The sequence below is a fragment of the Streptomyces sp. NPDC016562 genome, assembly GCF_043076955.1.
GTDB lineage: Bacteria > Actinomycetota > Actinomycetes > Streptomycetales > Streptomycetaceae > Streptomyces.
The window spans coordinates 18629-39394 of record NZ_JBIBRZ010000011.1 but is presented as its reverse complement, the minus strand read 5'-3'; the positions used below and the strand labels follow the sequence as shown (position 1 = coordinate 39394).

At 71.3% G+C, this 20766-nt stretch carries 19 protein-coding genes; 13 read left to right on the top strand and 6 right to left on the bottom strand.

Annotated features, from left to right (window positions below):
* Positions 1-24: 24 nt before the first annotated feature.
* Positions 25-1047, top strand: a complete 1023-nt coding sequence (locus tag ACF059_RS31575) for a LacI family DNA-binding transcriptional regulator (RefSeq protein WP_360894303.1) — start codon at positions 25-27, stop codon at positions 1045-1047.
* A 26-nt stretch (positions 1048-1073) separates the two neighbouring features.
* On the opposite strand, the gene ACF059_RS31570 is transcribed toward ACF059_RS31575, so the two are convergent.
* Positions 1074-1466 (bottom strand): hypothetical protein, encoded by a 393-nt coding sequence (locus ACF059_RS31570; RefSeq protein WP_392064040.1) that lies wholly within the window; start codon positions 1464-1466, stop codon positions 1074-1076.
* A gap of 158 nt (positions 1467-1624) precedes the next feature.
* On the opposite strand from ACF059_RS31570, the gene ACF059_RS31565 reads away from it, so the two are divergent.
* From ACF059_RS31565 to ACF059_RS31555, 3 genes are all read left to right on the top strand, one after another.
* Positions 1625-2887 carry a S1C family serine protease gene (locus tag ACF059_RS31565; RefSeq protein WP_392064037.1) on the top strand — a complete coding sequence of 421 codons (1263 nt, stop codon included), beginning with the start codon at positions 1625-1627 and terminating at the stop codon, positions 2885-2887.
* A gap of 82 nt (positions 2888-2969) precedes the next feature.
* A complete protein-coding gene (locus tag ACF059_RS31560) occupies positions 2970-3701 on the top strand; it encodes a response regulator transcription factor (protein ID WP_361945407.1) in 732 nt (243 codons plus the stop codon).
* Positions 3698-5146: a HAMP domain-containing sensor histidine kinase gene (locus ACF059_RS31555; RefSeq protein ID WP_361945317.1), complete on the top strand. Its 1449-nt coding sequence runs from the start codon at positions 3698-3700 to the stop codon at positions 5144-5146. The genes ACF059_RS31560 and ACF059_RS31555 overlap by 4 nt, the downstream gene beginning before the upstream one ends.
* Here ACF059_RS31555 and ACF059_RS31550 read toward each other — a convergent pair.
* Together ACF059_RS31550 and ACF059_RS31545 are read right to left on the bottom strand one after the other, a co-directional pair.
* On the bottom strand, positions 5120-6028 hold the full coding sequence (locus tag ACF059_RS31550; RefSeq protein ID WP_392064034.1) for a phosphatidylinositol-specific phospholipase C: 909 nt from the start codon (positions 6026-6028) through the stop codon (positions 5120-5122). The two genes, ACF059_RS31555 and ACF059_RS31550, sit on opposite strands and share 27 nt — an antisense overlap.
* Positions 6029-6089: 61 nt before the next feature.
* Complete coding sequence (locus ACF059_RS31545; protein ID WP_392064031.1) at positions 6090-6677, bottom strand: TetR/AcrR family transcriptional regulator; 588 nt, start codon at positions 6675-6677, stop codon at positions 6090-6092.
* Between the two features lie 121 nt (positions 6678-6798).
* On the opposite strand from ACF059_RS31545, the gene ACF059_RS31540 reads away from it, so the two are divergent.
* The gene (locus ACF059_RS31540; RefSeq protein WP_392064028.1) at positions 6799-7581 is read left to right on the top strand and encodes an alpha/beta fold hydrolase; all 783 of its coding nucleotides are present in this window, start codon (positions 6799-6801) and stop codon (positions 7579-7581) included.
* Between the two features lie 61 nt (positions 7582-7642).
* Here the strand turns inward: ACF059_RS31540 and ACF059_RS31535 are convergent, their stop codons facing one another.
* A complete protein-coding gene (locus ACF059_RS31535; RefSeq protein ID WP_392064025.1) occupies positions 7643-9457 on the bottom strand; it encodes a bifunctional metallophosphatase/5'-nucleotidase in 1815 nt (604 codons plus the stop codon).
* A gap of 166 nt (positions 9458-9623) precedes the next feature.
* Here ACF059_RS31535 and mshD point away from each other — a divergent pair, with 166 nt between their 5' ends.
* From mshD to pstB, 7 genes are all read left to right on the top strand, one after another.
* Entirely contained in the window at positions 9624-10550 is a 927-nt protein-coding gene (gene mshD, locus ACF059_RS31530; RefSeq protein WP_392064022.1) for a mycothiol synthase, read from the top strand.
* Positions 10551-10744: 194 nt separating this feature from the next.
* Positions 10745-13087 carry an RNA degradosome polyphosphate kinase gene (locus ACF059_RS31525; RefSeq protein WP_392064019.1) on the top strand — a complete coding sequence of 781 codons (2343 nt, stop codon included), beginning with the start codon at positions 10745-10747 and terminating at the stop codon, positions 13085-13087.
* Between the two features lie 4 nt (positions 13088-13091).
* A complete protein-coding gene (locus tag ACF059_RS31520) occupies positions 13092-14063 on the top strand; it encodes a CHAD domain-containing protein (RefSeq protein ID WP_392064016.1) in 972 nt (323 codons plus the stop codon).
* A 244-nt stretch (positions 14064-14307) separates the two neighbouring features.
* On the top strand, positions 14308-15444 hold the full coding sequence (gene pstS, locus ACF059_RS31515) for a phosphate ABC transporter substrate-binding protein PstS (RefSeq protein WP_392064013.1): 1137 nt from the start codon (positions 14308-14310) through the stop codon (positions 15442-15444).
* Positions 15445-15571: 127 nt separating this feature from the next.
* Positions 15572-16561, top strand: a complete 990-nt coding sequence (gene pstC / locus ACF059_RS31510; protein WP_392064010.1) for a phosphate ABC transporter permease subunit PstC — start codon at positions 15572-15574, stop codon at positions 16559-16561.
* Complete coding sequence (pstA, locus tag ACF059_RS31505) at positions 16561-17643, top strand: phosphate ABC transporter permease PstA (RefSeq protein ID WP_392064007.1); 1083 nt, start codon at positions 16561-16563, stop codon at positions 17641-17643. Before pstC ends, pstA begins: the two co-directional genes overlap by 1 nt.
* A gap of 29 nt (positions 17644-17672) precedes the next feature.
* A complete protein-coding gene (gene pstB, locus ACF059_RS31500) occupies positions 17673-18449 on the top strand; it encodes a phosphate ABC transporter ATP-binding protein PstB (protein ID WP_360894338.1) in 777 nt (258 codons plus the stop codon).
* A 157-nt stretch (positions 18450-18606) separates the two neighbouring features.
* Here pstB and ACF059_RS31495 read toward each other — a convergent pair whose 3' ends face one another.
* Together ACF059_RS31495 and ACF059_RS31490 are read right to left on the bottom strand one after the other, a co-directional pair.
* Complete coding sequence (locus tag ACF059_RS31495; RefSeq protein WP_392064004.1) at positions 18607-19605, bottom strand: anion permease; 999 nt, start codon at positions 19603-19605, stop codon at positions 18607-18609.
* Between the two features lie 5 nt (positions 19606-19610).
* Positions 19611-20231, bottom strand: coding sequence for a DUF47 domain-containing protein (locus tag ACF059_RS31490; protein ID WP_243631357.1), 621 nt, complete (start codon positions 20229-20231; stop codon positions 19611-19613).
* A 204-nt stretch (positions 20232-20435) separates the two neighbouring features.
* On the opposite strand from ACF059_RS31490, the gene ACF059_RS31485 reads away from it, so the two are divergent.
* Positions 20436-20762 carry a metal-sensitive transcriptional regulator gene (locus tag ACF059_RS31485; protein WP_360894346.1) on the top strand — a complete coding sequence of 109 codons (327 nt, stop codon included), beginning with the start codon at positions 20436-20438 and terminating at the stop codon, positions 20760-20762.
* The last annotated feature ends 4 nt before the right edge of the window (positions 20763-20766 follow it).

Below are 20766 nucleotides of genomic sequence, written 5' to 3'. Positions count from 1 at the left end.
GTCACCCCGCGTAGACTCCCGCGTGTGGCCAAGGTGACGCGGGATGACGTAGCGCGACTTGCGGGTACTTCTACCGCCGTCGTGAGCTACGTCATCAACAACGGACCCAGGCCGGTCGCCCCGGCCACGCGCGAGCGTGTCCTCGCCGCGATCAAGGACCTGGGCTACCGCCCGGACCGGGTCGCCCAGGCGATGGCCTCACGGCGCACCGACCTCATAGGCATGATCGTCCCCGATGCCCGGCAGCCGTTCTTCGCGGAGATGGCGCACGCGGTCGAACAGGCCGCGGCCGAGCGCGGGAAGATGGTGCTGGTCGGCAACTCCGACTACCGCGACGAGCGCGAGGTCCACTACCTGCGGGCCTTCCTCGGCATGCGGGTCTCGGGGCTGATCCTGGTCAGCCAGGGCATGAGCGAGCGCGCCGCCACGGAGATCGAGGCCTGGGACGCGCGCGTCGTGCTGCTGCACGAGCGCCCGGAGGCCATCGACGACGTCGCCGTCATCACGGACGACATCGGAGGCGCCCAGCTCGCGACGCGGCACCTGCTCGAACACGGTCACGAGTACGTCGCCTGCATCGGCGGCGTGGAGAACACCCCGTCGGTCGGCGACCCGGTGGCCGACCACGTCGAGGGCTGGCGCCGGGCCATGCAGGAATCCGGCCGCTCGGTGGAGGGCCGGCTCTTCGAGGCCCCGTACAACCGATACGACGCGTACCGCGTGGCCCTGGAGGTCCTGTCCGGCCCGGACCGCCCCCCGGCGATCTTCTGCGCCACGGACGACCAGGCCATCGGCGTCCTGCGCGCGGCGCGGGAGCTGCGCATCGACGTGCCCGGGGAGCTGGCCGTGGCGGGCTTCGACGACGTCAAGGAGGCGGCCCTCACGGACCCGCCGCTGACCACGATCGCCTCGGACCGCCCGGCGATGGCCCGCGCGGCCGTCGACCTCGTCCTGGACGACTCCCTGCGCGTGGCGGGCTCGCGCCGCGAACGGCTCAAGCAGTTCCCGTCGGCCCTGGTGATCCGCCGCTCCTGCGGCTGCCGCTAAAGCCGCACGGGGCGGGAGAGCTCGCGTCACAGCGCCATGAAGGCCATCGTCGCGGCGATCGACGTCGCGACGGCCAGGATCACCACGCGGTCGTCCGGCCGGTTACGGCGGTCGGCGTAGGCCGCGACGATCAGCAGCGGGCCCGGTGGGAGGAACACCAGCACGCCGAACAGGGCGAAGAGCAGCCCCAGGGGCAGGATCACCGCCCCCACGACGATGCAGACCACCGCGAAGGCCTTCGGTCGACGCCGCAGCGAGAGCGGTGTGGCGACCAGCGCCGCCAGCCCGAGGAGAAGACCCAGCGCCACGGGGCCGCCCGCCCCGAACCCGACGAGCGCCATCGTCACGGCCGACAGAGCGGCGGCCACGGCCCAGGTCCACGACCCGTCGGCCACCTTATGACGTACGTCCGCGCCCATACCCGCCCCTAGATTTGAACATGTTCATCTGAACGCGTTCAAGATACCGGAGCCGGAGGGTCGACGGAAGCGGACTTATATCGGGCATTACGCGGTTCTGTCGGGCTTCTCAGGCCGGTCTCAGGAAGCTCTCATCCTCGCCGCCCAGAGTCGTAGCCATGACCGAGAGCTTCCGCCGCGAAGGCGAGTACCCCCAGAACCGCCCGACCCAGCCCGCGCCGTTCGGCGAGGACTGGCAGCGGGGACGTGACCGGCTGGCGCAGGACGCCGCGGAGGGCTCGTACCCGCCGCCGCCCGCCTACCCGCCCGCCGCCCCGGGCTGGCACGAGGCACACCAGCCGCCGGTGATCCGGGGCGAGACGGTCCCGCCCGCCGGCGGTGCGGGTGGCGGGGACGACGGCTCGCACGGCGGAGGCGACGGCTCTCGCGGCGGGGGCCACGGCTCTCGCGGTCCCGCCCATGCCGCCGCCCCCGCGCCCCGCGCCAAGCGGCCGGTCGCGCTGCTGGCGGCCGTCGCGCTCGCCGCGGCCGTGATCGGCGGCGGCACCGCGGCCGGCGTCCAGCAGCTGATGGGCCACCAGAACGGCACGGCGGGGGGCGGCTTCAGGGGCACCAACGTCTCGCAGTCCAGCACCGGCACCGTCTCCGGCGTCGCCGAGCAGGCCGGCCCCTCGGTCGTCCGCATCGACACCCGCACCGGCTCCGGCCAGGGCACCGGCTCCGGCATCGTCGTCACCGCCGACGGCGAGATCGTCACCAACAACCACGTCGTGAACGGCGCCTCCGAGATCGAGGTGACGATGAGCGACGGCAAGAAGTACCGGGCCGCGCTCGTCGGCACCGACCCCGACAAGGACCTCGCCCTGATCAAGCTCCAGGGCGCGAAAGGCCTGACCCCCGCCCGGCTCGGTGACTCCGACCAGGTCAAGGTCGGCGACCAGGTCGTCGCCATCGGCTCCCCCGACCGCCTCACCGGCACGGTCACCAGCGGCATCGTGTCCGCGCTGGACCGCGAGGTGAACGTGCCGAAGTCGGAGCAGCAGGCCCCGCAGCGCCGCCAGCAGGACGACGGCGGCTGGCCGTTCTCGTTCGACGGCCGGCAGTTCAACGGGAACCCCGGCTCGGACACCACCTCGTACAAGGCCATCCAGACGGACGCCTCCCTGAACCCCGGCAACTCCGGCGGCGCCCTCTTCAACATGAACGGCGAGGTCGTGGGCATGCCCTCCGCGATCTACTCCCCGTCCAAGGACAGCTCCAGCGCGGGCAGCGTCGGCCTCGGCTTCGCCATCCCGGTCAACACGGTCAAGGCCGACCTGCCCTCCCTGCGCAAGGGCGGCCCCGGCGGCAAAGGCTCCACCGGCTCCACCGGCTCCGACACCCTCAACTCCTCGGCCGGTGGCTTCGGCGCCCCGTCCTAGCCCCTCGTGCGAGGCTGGGAGACGCCCGCCCGCACCGAAGACCACCACCCCAGGGGGACCAGCCATGTCCGCAACCACCGGCATGGGCGCCGAAGGCGAAGCCCGGATCCTCGTCGTCGACGACGAACCGGCCGTGCGCGAGGCCCTGCGCCGCAGCCTCGCCTTCGAGGGGTACGCCGTACAGACCGCCGTCGACGGGCTCGACGCCCTCGACAAGGCGGCCTCCTACGCCCCCGACCTGATCGTCCTCGACATCCAGATGCCGCGCATGGACGGGCTGACGGCCGCCCGCAGGCTGCGCGCCGCCGGCAGCGTCACGCCCGTCCTGATGCTCACCGCCCGCGACACCGTCGGCGACCGCGTCACCGGTCTCGACGCCGGCGCCGACGACTACCTCGTCAAGCCGTTCGAGCTCGACGAACTCTTCGCCCGGGTCCGCGCCCTGCTGCGCCGCAGCTCCTACGCGGCCCCGCAGGGCGGCGGCGAGGCCGGCCACGAGGACGTCCTGACCTTCGGCGACCTGCGCATGGACCTCGCGACGCGCGAGGTCACGCGGGCCGGGCGCCCGGTGGAGCTGACCCGTACCGAGTTCACGCTGCTGGAGATGTTCCTCGCGCACCCGCGCCAGGTCCTGACCCGCGAGCAGATCCTGAAGACCGTCTGGGGCTTCGACTTCGAGCCCAGTTCCAACTCCCTGGACGTGTACGTGATGTACCTGCGCCGCAAGACCGAGGCGGGCGGCGAGCCGCGCGTGGTCCACACCGTGCGCGGGGTCGGTTACGTCCTGCGCGCCGGCGAGAGCGGGCCCGAGTGAGCCGCACGGGCCCGGCCGCCCGGTTCCGCGCACTGCCGCTGCGCTCCCGCCTGGCCCTGCTGGTCACGGTGGCGGTGGCGCTCGCCGTGGCCGCCGTGGCCGCCGTGTCCTGGGTGATGGTGCGCACCCAGCTCCGCGACCAGCTGGACAGCACGCTGCGCGCCACCAACGCGGAGGGGCAGGCCAACCAGGTGTACGGGGCGATCGGCTGCGTCAGCGGCGGCGCCCTGCCGGACCGGCCCGCGAACAACCTCAGCGCGCAGGTGCAGATCGTGCTGGCGGACGGCCGGCACTGCTGGGTCGACGGCAAGAACACCCTGGAGGTCACCAAGCTCGACCTGGAGGTCGCCCAGCGCCGGCGCGGGGCCGTCCTCTACGACGCGACCACCTCCGACGGCACCGCGGTGCGGGTCTACACCCAGCCCGCCCTGGTGGACCGGCAGCCCGCCGCGCTGACCGTGGCCAAGCCCCTCGCGGACATCGACAAGCCGCTGTCCACCCTGGCCTGGGTGCTGCTCCTGGTCTGCGGGATCGGCGTCGTCGGCGCGGGCGCGGCCGGCCTGTGGGTGGCCCGTACGGGACTGCGGCCCGTCGACGAACTCACCGACGCCGTCGAGCACATCGCGCGCACCGAGGACCTCACCGTCCGCATCCCCGACGAGGGCGACGACGAGATCGCCCGCCTGTCGCGGTCCTTCAACGCGATGACGGCGGCCGTGGCCTCCTCCCAGGAGCGCCAGGCCCAGCTGATCGCGGACGCCGGGCACGAGCTGCGCACCCCGCTCACCTCCCTGCGCACCAACATCGAGCTGCTGGCGCGCAGCGAGGAGACCGGCCGGGCCATCCCGCCCGACGACCGGCGGGAGCTGCTGGCCTCGGTCAAGGCGCAGATGACGGAGCTCGCCGCGCTCATCGGGGATCTCCAGGAGCTGTCTCGGCCGGACGCCGGGGCCGGGAGCCCGCTCCAGGTGGTGGCCCTGCACGAGATCGCGGGGGCGGCGCTGTCCCGGGCCCGGCTGCGCGGCCCGGAGCTGTCCTTCAGCTCCGACCTGTCGCCCTGGTACGTACGGGGCGAGGCGGCCGCCCTGGAACGGGCCGTGGTCAACGTCCTGGACAACGCGGTGAAGTTCAGCCCGCCGGGCGGCGCGGTCGAGGTGACGCTGCGGGCGGGTGAGCTGACCGTACGGGACCACGGGCCGGGCATCCCGGCCGAGGACCTGCCGCACGTCTTCGAGCGGTTCTGGCGCTCCCCGTCGGCCCGCGCCCTGCCCGGCAGCGGCCTGGGCCTGTCGATCGTGGCCCGTACGGCGGCCCGCGCGGGCGGCAGCGCCGAGCTGCGGGCGGCGGCCGACGGCGGCCCGGGCACGGAGGCGGTGCTCCGCATCCCGGGGGCGCCGGCCCCGCCGCCGCGGCTGCCGTCAGACGGGGTTGTGCCGCAGCAGTGAGGCGACCAGGCCGGAGCGGGTGTTGGGGAAGTCCATCGGGACGATCCCGAGCCCGGTCCGGCCGGCCATCTCCGCGCCGTCGACGAAGGCGTGCACCTGGGGGTTGAGCCGGTCGGAGTTCCAGCGGGGCGGCATGTACGCCGAGGTGCTGGTGTAGTTCACGAAGAGCTTGCCGGGCTGCTGGACGGCCTTGCGGAAGTGGTTCTCGATCTTGCCGCGCTTGGCGAAGGGCTCGGCGTTGTAGTCGTCCTGGATGTCGAAGACGTTGCCGTCGCCGTAGCGCAGGCCGGGCAGACCGCCGTTGTCGGCGAGCAGGACCACCTTCCCGCGGGCCTGCCCGAGCGAGGGCAGGGTGTCGGATATCCGGAAGAGCGGGCGCCAGCCGCGGCGGTCGAGGTAGTCGTCGAAGACGGCGCGGAAGGTGGCGTCGCTGTCGGTGGAGTACTCCTGCTTGAGCCGCATCAGGACGGTCTCGGAGGGGTGCGCCGCCAGGAAGTCCGCGCAGGCGACGAGGACGTCGCCGAACATCAGGTTCTGGTAGAAGGACCCGTGGTGGATGGCGAAGGAGCCGCCCGTCACCCGGCAGCGGACGTCGAGGAAGCGGACGCCCGAGTCGAGCTGCTCGCTGATCGAGGTGTTCTGGCAGGCGACGTAGAGGCCGCCCTGGCGGGCGCCGGAGTCGTGGGTGCCGGGGATGGTCATCCGCTGGAGGGCGGTGGAGTCCCCGAGGGCCGCCATCCAGTCCTGGGTGCCGAGCGCCGTGGCCGTGGCCGCGGCGGCTGGTGCGCCGAGCCCTACGGCGACGCCCGTGGCCAGTGCTCCGACGAGGAACGCCCGCCGGTCCATTCCCGCGACCGTGCCCGTGCCCGTGCGCATGCCCATGCCCGCCCCTTTTCCCGACCCAGTGGTGGGACGGGATTATGGCGTGCCGGACCGGCCTTTACTACCTGTCGGTAGGGGTCGGCTTTTCGAGCAACTCCACCATGGTGCGCAGCCCTTGGAGGAGTTCCGCCCCGCTCGGCGCCTGCTCCGGGTCGGTCAGGGACTGCACCATCACCCCGGTCAGCAGCGCGATGTGCAGGGACCCGAGGGCCCGTACGTCCTCCTCGGCGACCGCGTCCTCGGGCACCCCGCGCAGCTGCGCGGCCACCATGCGCCGGGACCTGCGCTGGCCCTCGGCCAGGGTCGCGAGCAGCTCGGGCGAGGACTGGGCGTGCACGAAGGCCTCGACGTTGGCGAGCCACAGCCAGCGCATGTCGCCGAAGTCCCGGATCTTGCGGTCCCAGGTGTCGGCGTACCGCGCCTCGGCGCTCTCGCCCTGCCCCGTGAGCCGGCCGGAGCCCGCGGCCCACTCGTCCATGGCCGCGAAGAGCGCCTGGTTGAGCAGCGCCTCCCGGGACCCGAAGTGGTAGCCGATCGCGGCCATGCTCACCTGCGAGGCGGTGGCGATGTCGCGCACCGTCGTGCGCAGGTAGCCCTTCTCCTCCAGGCAGCGGCGCGCTCCGGCCAGCAGGTCCTCGCGATTTCCCATGCCGGGATCGTATCCGCGCCCCGGATTTGGGCGTGCGCCCTAGACGTACGTCTTGCACGCTTGCCCAAATACTGGCAGGCTGCACCCATCCGAAGATCCACGGACCACCGGAGGACCGGCCATGCGCCACGAGCTGAAGATCGACGACCGCACCCTCTCCTACCGGGACTTCGGGGGCCCGGGCCGCCCGCTGCTCGCCCTGCACGGCGGCATGTCCGAAGGGGCCGCCTTCACCGGCCTCGCGCAGGCCCTCGGCGACGCATGGCGGGTCATCGCCCCGGACCAGCGCGGCCACGGCGACTCCGACCGGGCCCCCGACTACCGGCGCGAGGGATACGTCGCCGACGCCGTCGCCCTGCTCGACCACCTCGGCGTCCGGGCTCCCGCGGCCGTGCTGGGCTACAGCCTCGGCGGGCTCAACGCCCAGTACCTGGCCGCCGGCCACCCCGACCGGGTCGGCGCGCTGATCGTCGTCGACACCACGGTGGAGATCCACCCGGCGGACTCCGAGTGGTTCGGCTTCCTGCGCGGCGCGCGCTACACCGCGCCCACCCGGGAGGAACTGCTCGACGCGGCCGGACCCCTGGGCGCCCAGATGGTCGCGCAGGCGCTGCGCCCGCTGCCCGACGGGACGGGCTGGCGGCTGCCGTTCCACCCGCAGGACCAGCTCGACTCGATCGAGGCCTGCCGCGGCGACCACTGGGACGCCTGGCTCGCGAGCCACTGCCCGGCGCTGCTCGTCCACGGCACCCGCAGCCAGGCCCTGACGCGGGAGGTGGCCGACGCGATGGTCTCCCGGCGGCCCGGGACCTCGTACGCGCCCCTGGACGGCGACCACTTCGTGCCGTTCCAGGACCCCCAGGGCCTCCACGGGGCCGTCGCGGCGTTCCTCGCCGGCCTCTGAGAACGCCGAAGGGGCGGCGGGCCGACCGGCCCGCCGCCCCTCACCGGGGTTGCTCCAGGTGCTACTTGACGACCGTGATCCGGTCCGCCGCCGGCGGCGCGATCGGGGTCGCCGCCGTCGACTTCATCAGGTAGGCGTTGAAGCAGTCCAGGTCGGACGCGCCCACCAGCTTGTTCTTGTGCTGCTTCAGGACGGTGAAGCCGTCACCGCCGCCCGCGAGGAACTCGTTCATCGCGACGCGGTAGGTCTTGGCGGGGTCGATGGCCGCGCCGTTCAGCTTCACCGAGTCGACGACGACGCGGTCCGCGCCCGTCTTCGTCATGTCCAGGGTGTACGTGAAGCCCTTCGAGACCTGCAGGATCTTCGGGCTCACCCCGTTGACCGGGCCGCTGACCTGCTGCTGGAGCGCGGTGATCAGCTGCGCGCCGGTCAGGTCGACGATGTTCATCATGTTGTTGAACGGCTGGACCGTGTAGGACTCGCCGTACGTCACGACACCGTCGCCCTCCTCACCCGCGGCCTTGTAGGCCAGGTCGGCGCGGATGCCGCCCGGGTTCATGAGGGCCAGCTGCGCGCCGCCCTTGTCGGCCGGGGCCAGCGCGTCCAGCTGCGCGTCGGCGATCAGGTCGCCGAGCGGCTTCTCGGGCGCGTCCGAGCCGCGGCCCGGGATGTCGGCCGCGATGAAGCCCTGCGGGCGGTTCGCGATCGGGGCGGCGAGCGCCTTCCAGCGGTCGATCAGCTCGGTCATGTCCGGGGCCTTGGGCTGGTCCCGGGTGACGACCTTGTTGACCGGCTTGGGCGAGGCGACCGGCGTACGGACGATGTCCTTGGTCTGCCGGTCGTAGGTGAGGGTGGTGTCCGTGAACAGCCGGCCGTAGGAGGCGGCCGAGGTGACCGTGCGCGGGTTGCCCGCCGGGTCGGGGATGTTGCACGAGTAGGCCTGGTGCGTGTGACCGGTGACCAGCGCGTCGACCTTCGGGTCCACGTTCTTCGCGATGTCCACGATCGCGCCCGAGATGCCGGCGCCGGCGCCCGGGACGTCGCAGTCGTAGTTGTACGCGCCGCTCGCGGGCAGACCGCCCTCGTGGATCAGCGCGACGATCGACTTCACGCCCTGCTTGTTCAGCTCGGCGGCGTACTTGTTGATCGTCTCGACCTCGTCGCCGAACTTCAGGCCCTTGACGCCCTCGGCGGTCACGACGTCCGGAGTGCCCTCCAGGGTGACGCCGATGAAGCCGATCTTCACGTCGCCCTTCTTCCACACGAAGGTGGGCGACATCATCGGACGCTGGGTCTTCTCGTCCGTCACGTTCGCGGCGAGGTACTTGAACTCGGAGCCCGTGAACTCCTTGCCGTACTCGAAGCAGCCCTCGACCGGGTGGCAGCCGCCGTACACCATGCGGCGCAGCTCGGCCTTGCCCTCGTCGAACTCGTGGTTGCCGACGCTGGACACGTCCAGCTTGAGCTTGTTCAGCGCCTCGACGGTCGGCTCGTCGTGGAAGATGCCGGACAGCATCGGGCTGCCGCCGATCATGTCACCGGCCGCTGCGGTGACCGAGTACTCGTGGCCCTTGCGGGCCTCGCGCAGGCTGGTCGCGAGGTACTCGACCCCGCCCGCGGGTATGGCTTTGGTGGTGCCGTCGGCCTGACGTTCGCTCACGTTGCCGGAGGAGCCCTGCGGGGGCTCCAGCGTGCCGTGGAAGTCGTTGAACGACAGCATCTGCACATCGACGGTCCGGCCCTTGGCCGCACCGCCACCACTCGCGGCTCCAGCCGGCAGTGCGGCGGCGACCATCGCCCCGGCCCCGGCCGTGACGGCGAGGGCGGCGAAGGTCAACCGGCGGGTTCGGCGGTGCCGTTGTGGCGTCGCTGACATTTAGTCCCCTTTGTGGACAGCGATACTGCTTGGGAGGTCCGGGGAAGCCTATGGTCAACGCGCGTAGCACGACAGGGGGTAGCGGGTATCGAGCTGGTTACGCGTGGGAGACATTCCCCCCGGGCCGGACTCCTCCCGCGGCCCCTCGCGGTCGTAGGCTCGTGCCATGACTGACGCAGCAGCGGCCCTGGAGCCAGGACGGCAGATTCAGACCCTCGACGAGCTGACAGAGGAACAGGCCGACGCGATCGCCGACCTCATCGAGGACGGCGCCCGTACGGACGGCACCACCGCCGTGTCCGAGCAGGGACGGCTCCAGCTGCGCGGCGGACCGCGCGAGGGGATCCGGCACTTCCTGCTCACCGAGGGCGGCCGGCTCGCCGCGTACGGGCAACTGGAGGACACCGACCCGGTGGAGGCCCCGGCCGCCGAGCTCATCGTGCACCCGTCCCTGCGGGGGCGCGGCCACGGCCGGGCGATGGGGATGGCCCTCCTGGCCGCCTCCGGCAAGCGGCTGCGGGTCTGGGCCCACGGCGGCAAGCCGGCCGCCCGGCACCTTGCGCAGGTCCTCGGCCTGACCCTCTTCCGCGAGCTGCGCCAGCTCCGCCGGCCGCTGGCCGAGGGCGACCCGCTGCCCGAGCCGGTGCTCCCGGCGGGCGTGAGCGTACGGACCTTCGTGCCCGGCGACGACGACGCGGCATGGCTCGCGGCGAACGCGGCCGCCTTCGCCCACCACCCCGAGCAGGGCTCGCTGACCCAGCGGGACCTGGACGACCGGATCGCGCAGCCCTGGTTCGACGCCAAGGGCTTCTTCCTCGCCGAGCGCGACGGGGAGCTCATCGGCTACCACTGGACCAAGGTCCACGCGGCGGAGCAGCTGGGCGAGGTCTACGTCCTCGGAGTGCGCCCCGGCGCCCAGGGCGGCGGCCTCGGCAAGGCCCTCACCGCGATCGGCCTGCGCCACCTCGCGGCCCAGGGCCTGCCGACGGCCATGCTCTACGTGGACGCCGACAACCCGGCGGCCCTCTCCGTGTACGAGGGCCTCGGCTTCACCACGCACGAGGTCGACCTGATGTACCGCACGGAGAGCTGAGCGGGCGGGGGGTGGGGCGGGCCGCCCGCCGCCCCGCCCCCACGACTCGTGCCCCAGCCAGAGCCGGGAAGCCACATGCCATTCACCGGGCATTCAGACGGCCTTGCGACTGTCGCTGAATGCAGCCCCGACTCCGACTGACGGCCGACACTTCCGACGCGCCCGTCCTGCCGCGTGCGCGGAACAATGGAGTCATGAGCCACCAGCCCAGCACGGGCCCCACCGAGGTCCCGGCCCAGCACCCGTCGCACCTGTCCGCCGCCGCCCGTGCGAAGGCGGAGGAACACTCCGAGGCCAAGGCCGACGCGAAGGCCCGTGCCAAAGCCCACGCGCGGGCGAACGGCCAGGCGGCCGCCCCGGCGCCCGCGACGCCCCGCATAGGCTCCATCGCCGCGCACCGCCCCCACCTGGACCTCGATCCGGACCTCGACGCCGACCCGGACACCTACGAGGACAAGGACGGCGGCGAGCTGCCCGCGGACCGCTTCCTCGACCGGGAACGCAGCTGGCTGGCCTTCAACGAGCGGGTGCTGGAGCTGGCCGAGGACCCGACGACCCCGCTCCTGGAGCGCGCCAACTTCCTGGCGATCTTCGCGAGCAACCTCGACGAGTTCTTCATGGTCCGCGTGGCCGGACTCAAACGGCGCATCGCGACCGGTGTCGCCACCCGGTCGGCCTCCGGCCTCCAGCCCCGCGAGGTGCTGGACCTGATCTGGACCCGCTCGCGCGAGCTCATGGCCCGGCACGCCGCCTGCTTCCAGCAGGACATCGCCCCGGCCCTCGCCGAGGAGGGCGTCCACCTGATCCGCTGGCCCGACCTCACCGAGAAGGAGCAGGCCCGCCTCTTCACCCTGTTCCGCAACCAGATCTTCCCGGTGCTGACCCCGCTGGCCGTGGACCCCGCGCACCCGTTCCCGTACATCTCCGGCCTCTCGCTCAACCTGGCTGTCGTCGTGCGCAACCCGGCCAGCGGCCACCGCCACTTCGCCCGGGTCAAGGTCCCGCCGATCCTCTCCCGCTTCCTGGAGGCCTCACCGCAGCGCTACGTCCCGCTGGAGGACGTCATCGCCGCGCACCTGGAAGAGCTCTTCCCGGGCATGGAGGTGCTCGCCCACCACATGTTCCGCGTGACCCGCAACGAGGACCTGGAGGTGGAGGAGGACGACGCCGAGAACCTCCTCCAGGCGCTGGAGAAGGAGCTCATGCGGCGCCGCTTCGGGCCGCCCGTGCGCCTGGAGGTCGAGGAGTCCATCGACCCGGGCGTGCTGGACCTCCTGGTGCAGGAGCTGAACGTCAACGCCTCCGAGGTGTACCCGCTGCCCGGGCCGCTCGACCTGACCGCCCTGTTCGGCATCGCCTCCCTGGACCGGCCCGAGCTGAAGTACCCGAAGTTCATCGCCGGCACCCACCGGGACCTGGCCGAGGTCGAGTCCGCGCACGCGCCCGACATCTTCGCCGCCCTGCGCGAGCGGGACGTGCTGCTGCACCACCCGTACGACTCCTTCTCCACCTCGGTGCAGCGGTTCCTGGAGCAGGCCGCGGCCGACCCGGACGTCCTCGCCATCAAGCAGACGCTCTACCGCACCTCCGGCGACTCCCCGATCGTGGACGCCCTGATCGACGCCGCCGAGTCCGGCAAGCAGGTCCTCGTACTCGTCGAGATCAAGGCCCGCTTCGACGAGCAGGCGAACATCAAATGGGCGCGCAAGCTGGAGGAGTCCGGCTGCCACGTCGTCTACGGGCTCGTCGGCCTCAAGACCCACTGCAAGCTCTCCCTCGTCGTGCGCCAGGAGGGCGACCAGCTGCGCCGCTACGCGCACGTGGGCACCGGCAACTACCACCCCAAGACCGCCCGGCTCTACGAGGACCTCGGCCTGCTCACCGCGGACCCGCAGGTCGGCGCGGACCTCTCCGACCTCTTCAACCGGCTCTCCGGCTACTCCCGCCGCGAGACCTACCGCCGGCTGATCGTCGCGCCGCGCTCGCTGCGCGACGGCCTGATCGCGCGCATCGACAAGGAGGCCGACCACCACCGGGCCGGCCGCCCCGCGTACGTGCGCCTGAAGATGAACTCGATCGTCGACGAAGCCCTCATCGACTCGCTCTACCGGGCCGCGCAGGCGGGCGTGCCCGTCGACATCTGGGTGCGCGGCATCTGCGCCGTGCGCCCCGGGGTCCCCGGGCTCTCGGAGAACATCCGGGTCCGCTCGATCCTCGGCCGCTTCCTCGAACACTCCCGGGTCTTCGCCTTCGGCAACGGCGGCGAGCCCGAGGTGTGGATCGGCAGCGCCGACATGATGCACCGCAACCTCGACCGCCGTATCGAGGCACTGGTCAGGGTCGCCGACCCGGCCCACCGCGCGGCCCTGGACCGGATGCTGGAAACCGGCATGTCCGACCTCACGTCCTCCTGGCACCTGGGCCCGGACGGCGAGTGGACCCGGCACAGCACGGACGCGGAGGGCCAGCCGCTGCGGCACGTACAGGAGATGCTCATAGACGCGCGGAGGCGCCGGCGTGGCTCAGCCAAACCATGACGTGATGACGGCCACGGGGGACGCGGGTGACGTGCTCGGCGCGTACCTGCGTTCCCAGGCCACCGCCTTCCTGCGCGGGCTGCGCCTGCACGAGGAGGGCGGCTCCCCCCGGACGGAGTCCGGGGCGGGGGCCGACGGCGCCGACGGAGGCGATGCGGCGCGCAGCCTGCGGGGGGCTGCGCGCCGGATCAGCGGAGCCCTGGCCACCTTCCGGGGAGTGACCGAGTCCTCCTGGGCCGACGGGCTGCGCACCGAGCTGGTGTGGCTGTCCTCGACGCTGGCCGACGAGCACGCGTACGCCGCCCGGCTGACCCGGCTGCTGGACGCGCTGCACCGGCTGTCGGGCTCGCCCCGGGTCCCGGTGGCGCGCGGCACGGCCGGCGCGCTGACGGTGGGCTCGGCGCGGGCCGGCGCCCTGCTGGAGCGGCAGCTGACCCTGGCCCGTACGCGCGCCCACTCGGCCACCCTGCAGGCGCTCGGCTCCGCCCGCTTCCACGCGGTGGCCGACGCGGTGGCGGTGCTGGCGTCGGAGGTCCCGCTGGATCCGGTCGCGGCCCGGGGGTGCGTCTCGCAGGTCCTGGTCCCGCTGGCCGCGGTGGCCGAAACCCGGCTGTCGGCCGCGGTCGCGGCACTGCCGCCGGCCGGTGGCTCCGGGGCGGCGCCGAGCCCGTACGACGCGGACCACGACGGGTCCTGGCACGAGGTGCGCCGCCTCCTGCGGGTCCACCGCTACGCCCAGGAGGCGCTCGGCGGGGACGTGACCCGCCCGGCGGCCGCCGGGGCGGCCCTGGACCGCCACCGCGACGCGGCCGAGGCGGCCGCCGCCTCCGCGACGGCGGCCCGCACCCCGCGCATCGCCCCGGCAACGGCGTACGCCCTCGGTGTGCTGCACGCCGACCAGCGCCACGAGGTGGAGGCGGCCCGCCGCGCCTTTCAGGCCATCTGGCTCCCGGAGCCCGCGGTCACACCGAGGTAACGGCCGGATAACGGATGATGACCCCGGGGGGCGCTCCGGCCGGAACGCACCGGGTCGTCCGCCACGGTTCACCGTCCGTTCACTCTCCCCGGTCGGCCGCTTCACCTGTTCTGCCTAATTTCAGTGGTGCACGGAGCGCGTCGCCGGACACAGCGAGCGGCCTCCCGGGCAACCGACGTAGTCCTCTTCGCACGCCGCCCCGATACAGAAAGCGGCCGGCGGCTTCTGGAAGGAACACCCGAAAGTGAAGCTTCAGCGCAAGAACATGCTTCGTGCCTCCGCCCTCGGGGCGCTCGTCGTGTCCGGCGCCCTGGTCCTCACGGCGTGCGGCTCGGACGACAACACCAAGACCGCCGACGGCACGACGAAGCCCTCCGCGGCCGCCGCCGGCGACGTCAAGTGCGACGACGCCAAGGGCAAGCTGCTGGCCTCCGGCTCCTCCGCGCAGAAGAACGCGGTCGAGCTGTGGATCAAGAACTACATGGCCGCCTGCTCGGGCGTCGAGGTGAACTACAAGTCCTCCTCCTCCGGTGAGGGCATCGTCGCCTTCAACCAGGGCACCGTCGGTTTCGCCGGCTCCGACTCGGCGCTGAAGCCGGAGCAGGTCGAGGAGTCGAAGAAGATCTGCACCGGTGGCCAGGCCGTCGACCTGCCGATGGTCGGCGGCCCGATCGCCCTCGGCTTCAACGTCGCCGGCGTGGAGAAGCTGAACCTGGACGCCGCCACGGTCGCCAACATCTTCAACGACAAGATCAAGAAGTGGGACGACGAGGCGATCAAGAAGCTCAACCCGGGCGTCACGCTTCCCTCCACCCCCATCCAGGCCTTCCACCGCTCCGACGACTCGGGCACCACCGAGAACGTCACCAAGTACCTCAAGGCCACCGCGCCCGACGCCTGGCCGTACGAGGCCGCGAAGAAGTGGGCCGCCCCGGGCGGCCAGTCCGCCTCCGGCTCCTCCCAGGTCGCCGCGCAGGTCAAGCAGGTCGACGGCGCGATCGGCTACTTCGAGCTCTCCTTCGCCAGCTCGCAGGGCATCAAGACGGTCGACCTGAACACGGGCGCCGCCGCCCCGGTCAAGGCCACCGGCGAGAACGCCTCCAAGGCCATCGCCGCCGCCAAGATCTCCGGCACCGGCTCCGACCTGGCCCTCAAGCTCGACTACGCCACCAAGGCCGAGGGCGCCTACCCGCTCGTCCTGGTGACGTACGAGATCGTCTGCGACAAGGGCAACAAGGCCGAGACGCTCCCGACCGTGAAGTCCTTCCTGAACTACGCCGCCTCCGACGCGGGGCAGAAGATCCTCAGCGAGAACGGCTACGCGCCGATCCCGGCCGAGATCAACACCAAGGTCCGCGAAGTCATCAAGAACCTCGGCTAGTCCTGAGCCCCGAGGTGTCGGCCACCCCCGTCCGGGCAGCCGACACCTCGGGGACCCTCCCCTTCACCCAGGGGAATCCGGTGCACCGCCGCCAGGGGGCCCGCCCCCCACACAGACCGGAAAGACCATGGCTTCCACCACACCCGCCCAGACAGACACGGCTCCGCCGGTCACCCAGAGCACGAGGTCCACCGGCCGCGCCGGTGACAAGATCTTCGCCGGGCTCTCCCAGGGCTCCGGCATCCTGCTCCTGGTGATCATGGCGTCGATCGCCGCCTTCCTCACCTACCGCGCCTCCATCGCCCTGTCGAAGAACGAGGGGAACTTCCTCACCACCTTCGACTGGAACGCGTCGGCCAACCCGCCCGTCTTCGGCATAGCCGTCCTGCTCTTCGGCACCGTCGTCAGCTCGATCATCGCGATGGCCATCGCGGTTCCGATCGCCGTCGGCATCGCCCTGTTCATCTCGCACTACGCGCCGCGCAAGCTGGCCGCGCCCCTCGCGTACGTGGTCGACCTGCTGGCCGCCGTGCCGTCGATCATCTACGGCATCTGGGGCGCGCTCTTCCTCGTCCCGCAGCTGAACGGCCTGAACCTCTGGCTCGACGAGTACCTGGGCTGGACGTACGTCTTCGACAAGACCCAGGTCGGCGTCGCCCGCTCGCTCTTCACCGTCGGCATCCTGCTCGCGATCATGATCCTGCCGATCGTGACCAGCGTCAGCCGCGAGGTCTTCCTCCAGGTCCCGCGCATGAACGAGGAGGCCGCCCTGGCCCTCGGCGCGACCCGCTGGGAGGTCATCCGGATGGCGGTGCTGCCCTTCGGCCGCTCCGGCGTCATCTCCGCCTCGATGCTCGGCCTCGGCCGCGCGCTGGGCGAGACCATGGCCGTCGCGACCGTGCTCTCCCCGAGCTTCCTGATCTCGTTCCACGTCCTGAACCCGGGCGGCGGCACCTTCGCGCAGAACATCGCCGCGAAGTTCGACGAGGCCAACGAGTTCGGCCGGGACGCGCTGATCGCCTCGGGTCTGGTCCTCTTCCTGCTCACCCTGCTGGTCAACGGTGCAGCCCGCCTGATCATCGCTCGCCGCAAGGACTTCTCGGGGGCGAACGCCTGATGAGCCACACACTCCAGGACCAGCGGCCCACGCGGGCCACCAAGTCCGCCGCCCCCACCACCCTCACCCGAGGCGGGCTGCCCCGCTGGGCCCCGGCCGGCATCGCGGTCCTCTCGATCGCCCTCGGCAGCGGCACCGGCCTCGTCTTCGGCCTGCACAGCAAGGTCCAGTGGGGCCTGATCGCGGCCCTGCTGTTCGTGGCCGTCACCTACACCGCCAGCGCGGTGATCGAGAACCGCCGCCAGGCCAAGGACCGCGTCGCGACCTCCGTCGTGTGGGTCTGCTTCGTCCTCGCGATCGTCCCGCTGTTCTCGCTGATGTGGACCACGGTCAGCCGCGGCGCAAAGCTCCTCGACGGGAACTTCCTCAGTCACTCCATGAACGGCGTGACCAGCTTCGACCAGGGCGGCGGCGTCTACCACGCCCTGCTCGGCACCATCGAACAGGTCGGCCTGGCCACCCTGATCGCGGCGCCCGTCGGCCTGCTGACCGCCGTCTACCTCGTCGAGTACGGCCGCGGCCCGCTCGCCAGGGCCGTGACCTTCTTCGTCGACGTCATGACCGGCATCCCCTCCATCGTCGCGGGCCTGTTCATCCTGACGACCTGGAACCTGATGCTCGGCTTCGGCCCCTCCGGCTTCGCCGGGTCCATGGCCCTGTCGATCCTGATGATGCCCGTCGTGGTCCGCTCCACCGAGGAGATGCTCAAGCTCGTCCCGAACGAGCTGCGCGAGGCCGCCCTGGCCCTCGGTGTGCCGAAGTGGCGCATGATCCTCAAGGTCGTGCTCCCCACCGCCATCGGCGGCATCTCCACCGGCGTGATGCTGGCCGTCGCCCGCATCACCGGCGAGACCGCCCCGATCATGCTGCTCGTCTTCGGCTCCCAGCTGATCAACGGCAACCCCTTCGAAGGCGCCCAGTCCTCGCTCCCGCTCTACATCTGGGAGCAGTACAAGGTCGGCAGTGAAGCCTCCTACGACCGGGCATGGGCCGCAGCGCTCGTACTGATCGCCTTCGTCATGATCCTCAATCTGGTGGCCCGCGGCATCGCCCGCTGGAAGGCCCCGAAGACCGGTCGCTGACGCGACTCACGAAAGCGAAGTGACCCCTCATGGCAAAGCGAATCGACGTCAGCGGACTGTCCGCCTTCTACGGCGCCCACAAGGCCATCGACGACATCTCGATGACCGTGGAACCCCGCTCCGTGACCGCCTTCATCGGCCCCTCCGGCTGCGGCAAGTCCACCTTCCTGCGCACCTTGAACCGCATGCACGAGGTCACCCCCGGCGGCCGCGTCGAGGGCAAGGTGCTCCTGGACGACGAGAACCTGTACGGCCCCGGCGTGGACCCCGTCGCGGTCCGCCGCACCGTCGGCATGGTCTTCCAGCGCCCCAACCCCTTCCCCACCATGTCGATCTTCGACAACGTGGCGGCCGGCCTGCGGCTGAACGGCTCCTTCAAGAAGTCCGAGCTCCAGGACATCGTCGAGAAGTCCCTCCAGGGTGCCAACCTCTGGAACGAGGTCAAGGACCGCCTGAACAAGCCGGGCTCGGGCCTGTCCGGCGGCCAGCAGCAGCGTCTGTGCATCGCCCGCGCCATCGCGGTCGAGCCCCAGGTCCTGCTGATGGACGAGCCCTGCTCGGCGCTCGACCCGATCTCCACCCTCGCGATCGAGGACCTGATCGGCGAGCTCAAGGAGCGCTTCACGATCGTCATCGTGACGCACAACATGCAGCAGGCGGCCCGCGTCTCGGACCGCACCGCCTTCTTCAACCTCTCGGCGGTCGGCCAGCCCGGCAAGCTCGTCGAGATCGACGACACGGACCGGATCTTCTCGAACCCGTCCGTGCAGGCGACCGAGGACTACATCTCCGGCCGCTTCGGCTAGACCGGCCGGACGAGACCTCACGCGGCTGCGCCGCGTGACCCCGCGTCCTGCGGTGCTGCATGGCGGTGCCACCGCACGGCGGAAGAAAGAAAAGGGCCGGCTCCCCCTGGGTGGGGGGAGCCGGCCCGTTCTCGTCCTGGCTGGTTCTCGTCGCCGGCTAGACGAACGCCAGGTTCACGATCCAGAAGCTCACCGCGGCGACCAGGGCCGCCGCCGGCATCGTGATGAACCATCCGAGGATGATGTTCTTGGCCACGCCCCAGCGGACCGCGTTCACCCGCTTGGTCGCGCCCACGCCCATGATCGCCGAGGTGATCACGTGGGTGGTGGAGATCGGCGCGTGGAAGAGGAACGCCGAGCCGAACATGATCGAGGCGCCGGTGGTCTCGGCCGCGAAGCCCTGCGGCGGGTCCAGCTCGATGATCTTGCGGCCGAGCGTACGCATGATCCGCCAGCCACCCGCGTACGTACCCAGCGACAGCATCACGGCGCACGCGATCTTGACCCACACCGGGATCGCCGCGTCCGCGGCCTGCACGTCGGCGATGACCAGGGCCATCACGACGATGCCCATCGTCTTCTGCGCGTCCTGGAGGCCGTGACCGAGCGCCATGGCGGCCGCCGAGACCGTCTGCGCGATACGGAAGCCGCGCTTCGCCTTGTGCGGGTTGGCCCGGCGGAAGAGCCACAGGATGACCACCATCACCAGGTAGCCGGCGACCAGGCCGACGACCGGGGAGACGAACATCGGGATGACGACCTTCTCGACCACGCCGTCCCACAGGACGCCGATGCCGCCGGCCAGCGCCGCGCCCACCATGCCGCCGAACAGCGCGTGCGAGGAGGACGAGGGCAGACCGAAGTACCAGGTGATCAGGTTCCACACGATCGCGCCGACCAGCGCCGCGAAGAGGATCCACATGCCCCGGTTGCCGTGCGGCGTCTCGATCAGGCCCTTGCTGACCGTCTTGGCCACCCCGCTGCCCAGGAAGGCACCGGCGAGGTTCATGACGGCGGCCATCGCCAGCGCCGCGCGCGGGGTCAGCGCCCGCGTCGAGACGGAGGTCGCGATCGCGTTCGCGGAGTCGTGAAAACCGTTCGTATAGGTAAAGCCGAGCGCGACACCGATGGTCACGACCAGAGCGAAGGTGTCCACGAGGTTCAGGACTCCTTGACCGCGATGGTCTCCACCGTGTTCGCAACATGCTCGAACGCGTCGGCCGCCTCTTCGAGCACGTCGACGATCTGCTTGAGCTTCAGCACCTCGATGGCGTCGTACTTGCCGTTGAAGAGCTGCGCGAGCAGCTTGCGGTGGATCTGGTCCGCCTGGTTCTCCAGCCGGTTGACCTCGATCCAGTACTCGGTGAGGTTGTCCATCGTCCGCAGGTGCGGCATGGCCTCGGCGGTCAGCTCGGCCGCGCGCGCCAGCACCTCGATCTGCTGCTCGACTCCCTTGGGGAGCTCCTCCACGTTGTAGAGGACGACGAGATCGACGGCCTCCTCCATGAAGTCCATGATGTCGTCGAGCGACGAGGCGAGCTTGTAGATGTCCTCGCGGTCGAACGGCGTGATGAAGGAGGAGTTGAGCTGGTGGAAGATCGCGTGGGTCGCGTCGTCTCCCGCGTGCTCCGCAGCCCGCATCCGCTCCGCGATCTCGGCCCGGGCGGAGGAGTCCGCTCCGAGCAGTTCCATGAGGAGCTTGGAGCCCGTGACGATGTTGTCCGCGGATGCGGCGAACATGTCGTAGAAGCTCGTCTCCCTGGGGGTCAGACGAAATCGCACGTGAGGTCCTCGGGGTGCATTGGATTCGGTCAGGCTGATGCTAGGCGCATCCCCCGGCCACGGCTAACCGGCGGTTCCCCAGTGTCCTCCATCAGGCAGAGTGAGGACCACGGGACCCCTGCCCCATCGGGCGGAGCCCAGTACCCTATACCCATGAGGGGTATGCACCTTCGCGCCCCCTCATTCCGCAGCACGGGAGGACGTATGACGACCATCGAGGCGGCGGGGAACCCCCACGACGGCGGAGCGGTCCACGGCTACCACCACCAGAAGGAGGAGCACCTCAAGCGGCTGCGCCGGATCGAGGGCCAGATCCGCGGCCTCCAGCGGCTCGTCGACGAGGACGTCTACTGCATCGACATACTCACCCAGGTCTCGGCCAGCACGAAGGCGCTCCAGTCCTTCGCCCTCCAGCTCCTGGAGGAACACCTGCGCCACTGCGTCGCCGACGCGGCGGTCAAGGGCGGCACCGAGATCGACGCCAAGGTCGAAGAGGCCACGAAGGCCATCGCCCGGCTCCTGCGCACCTGACCTG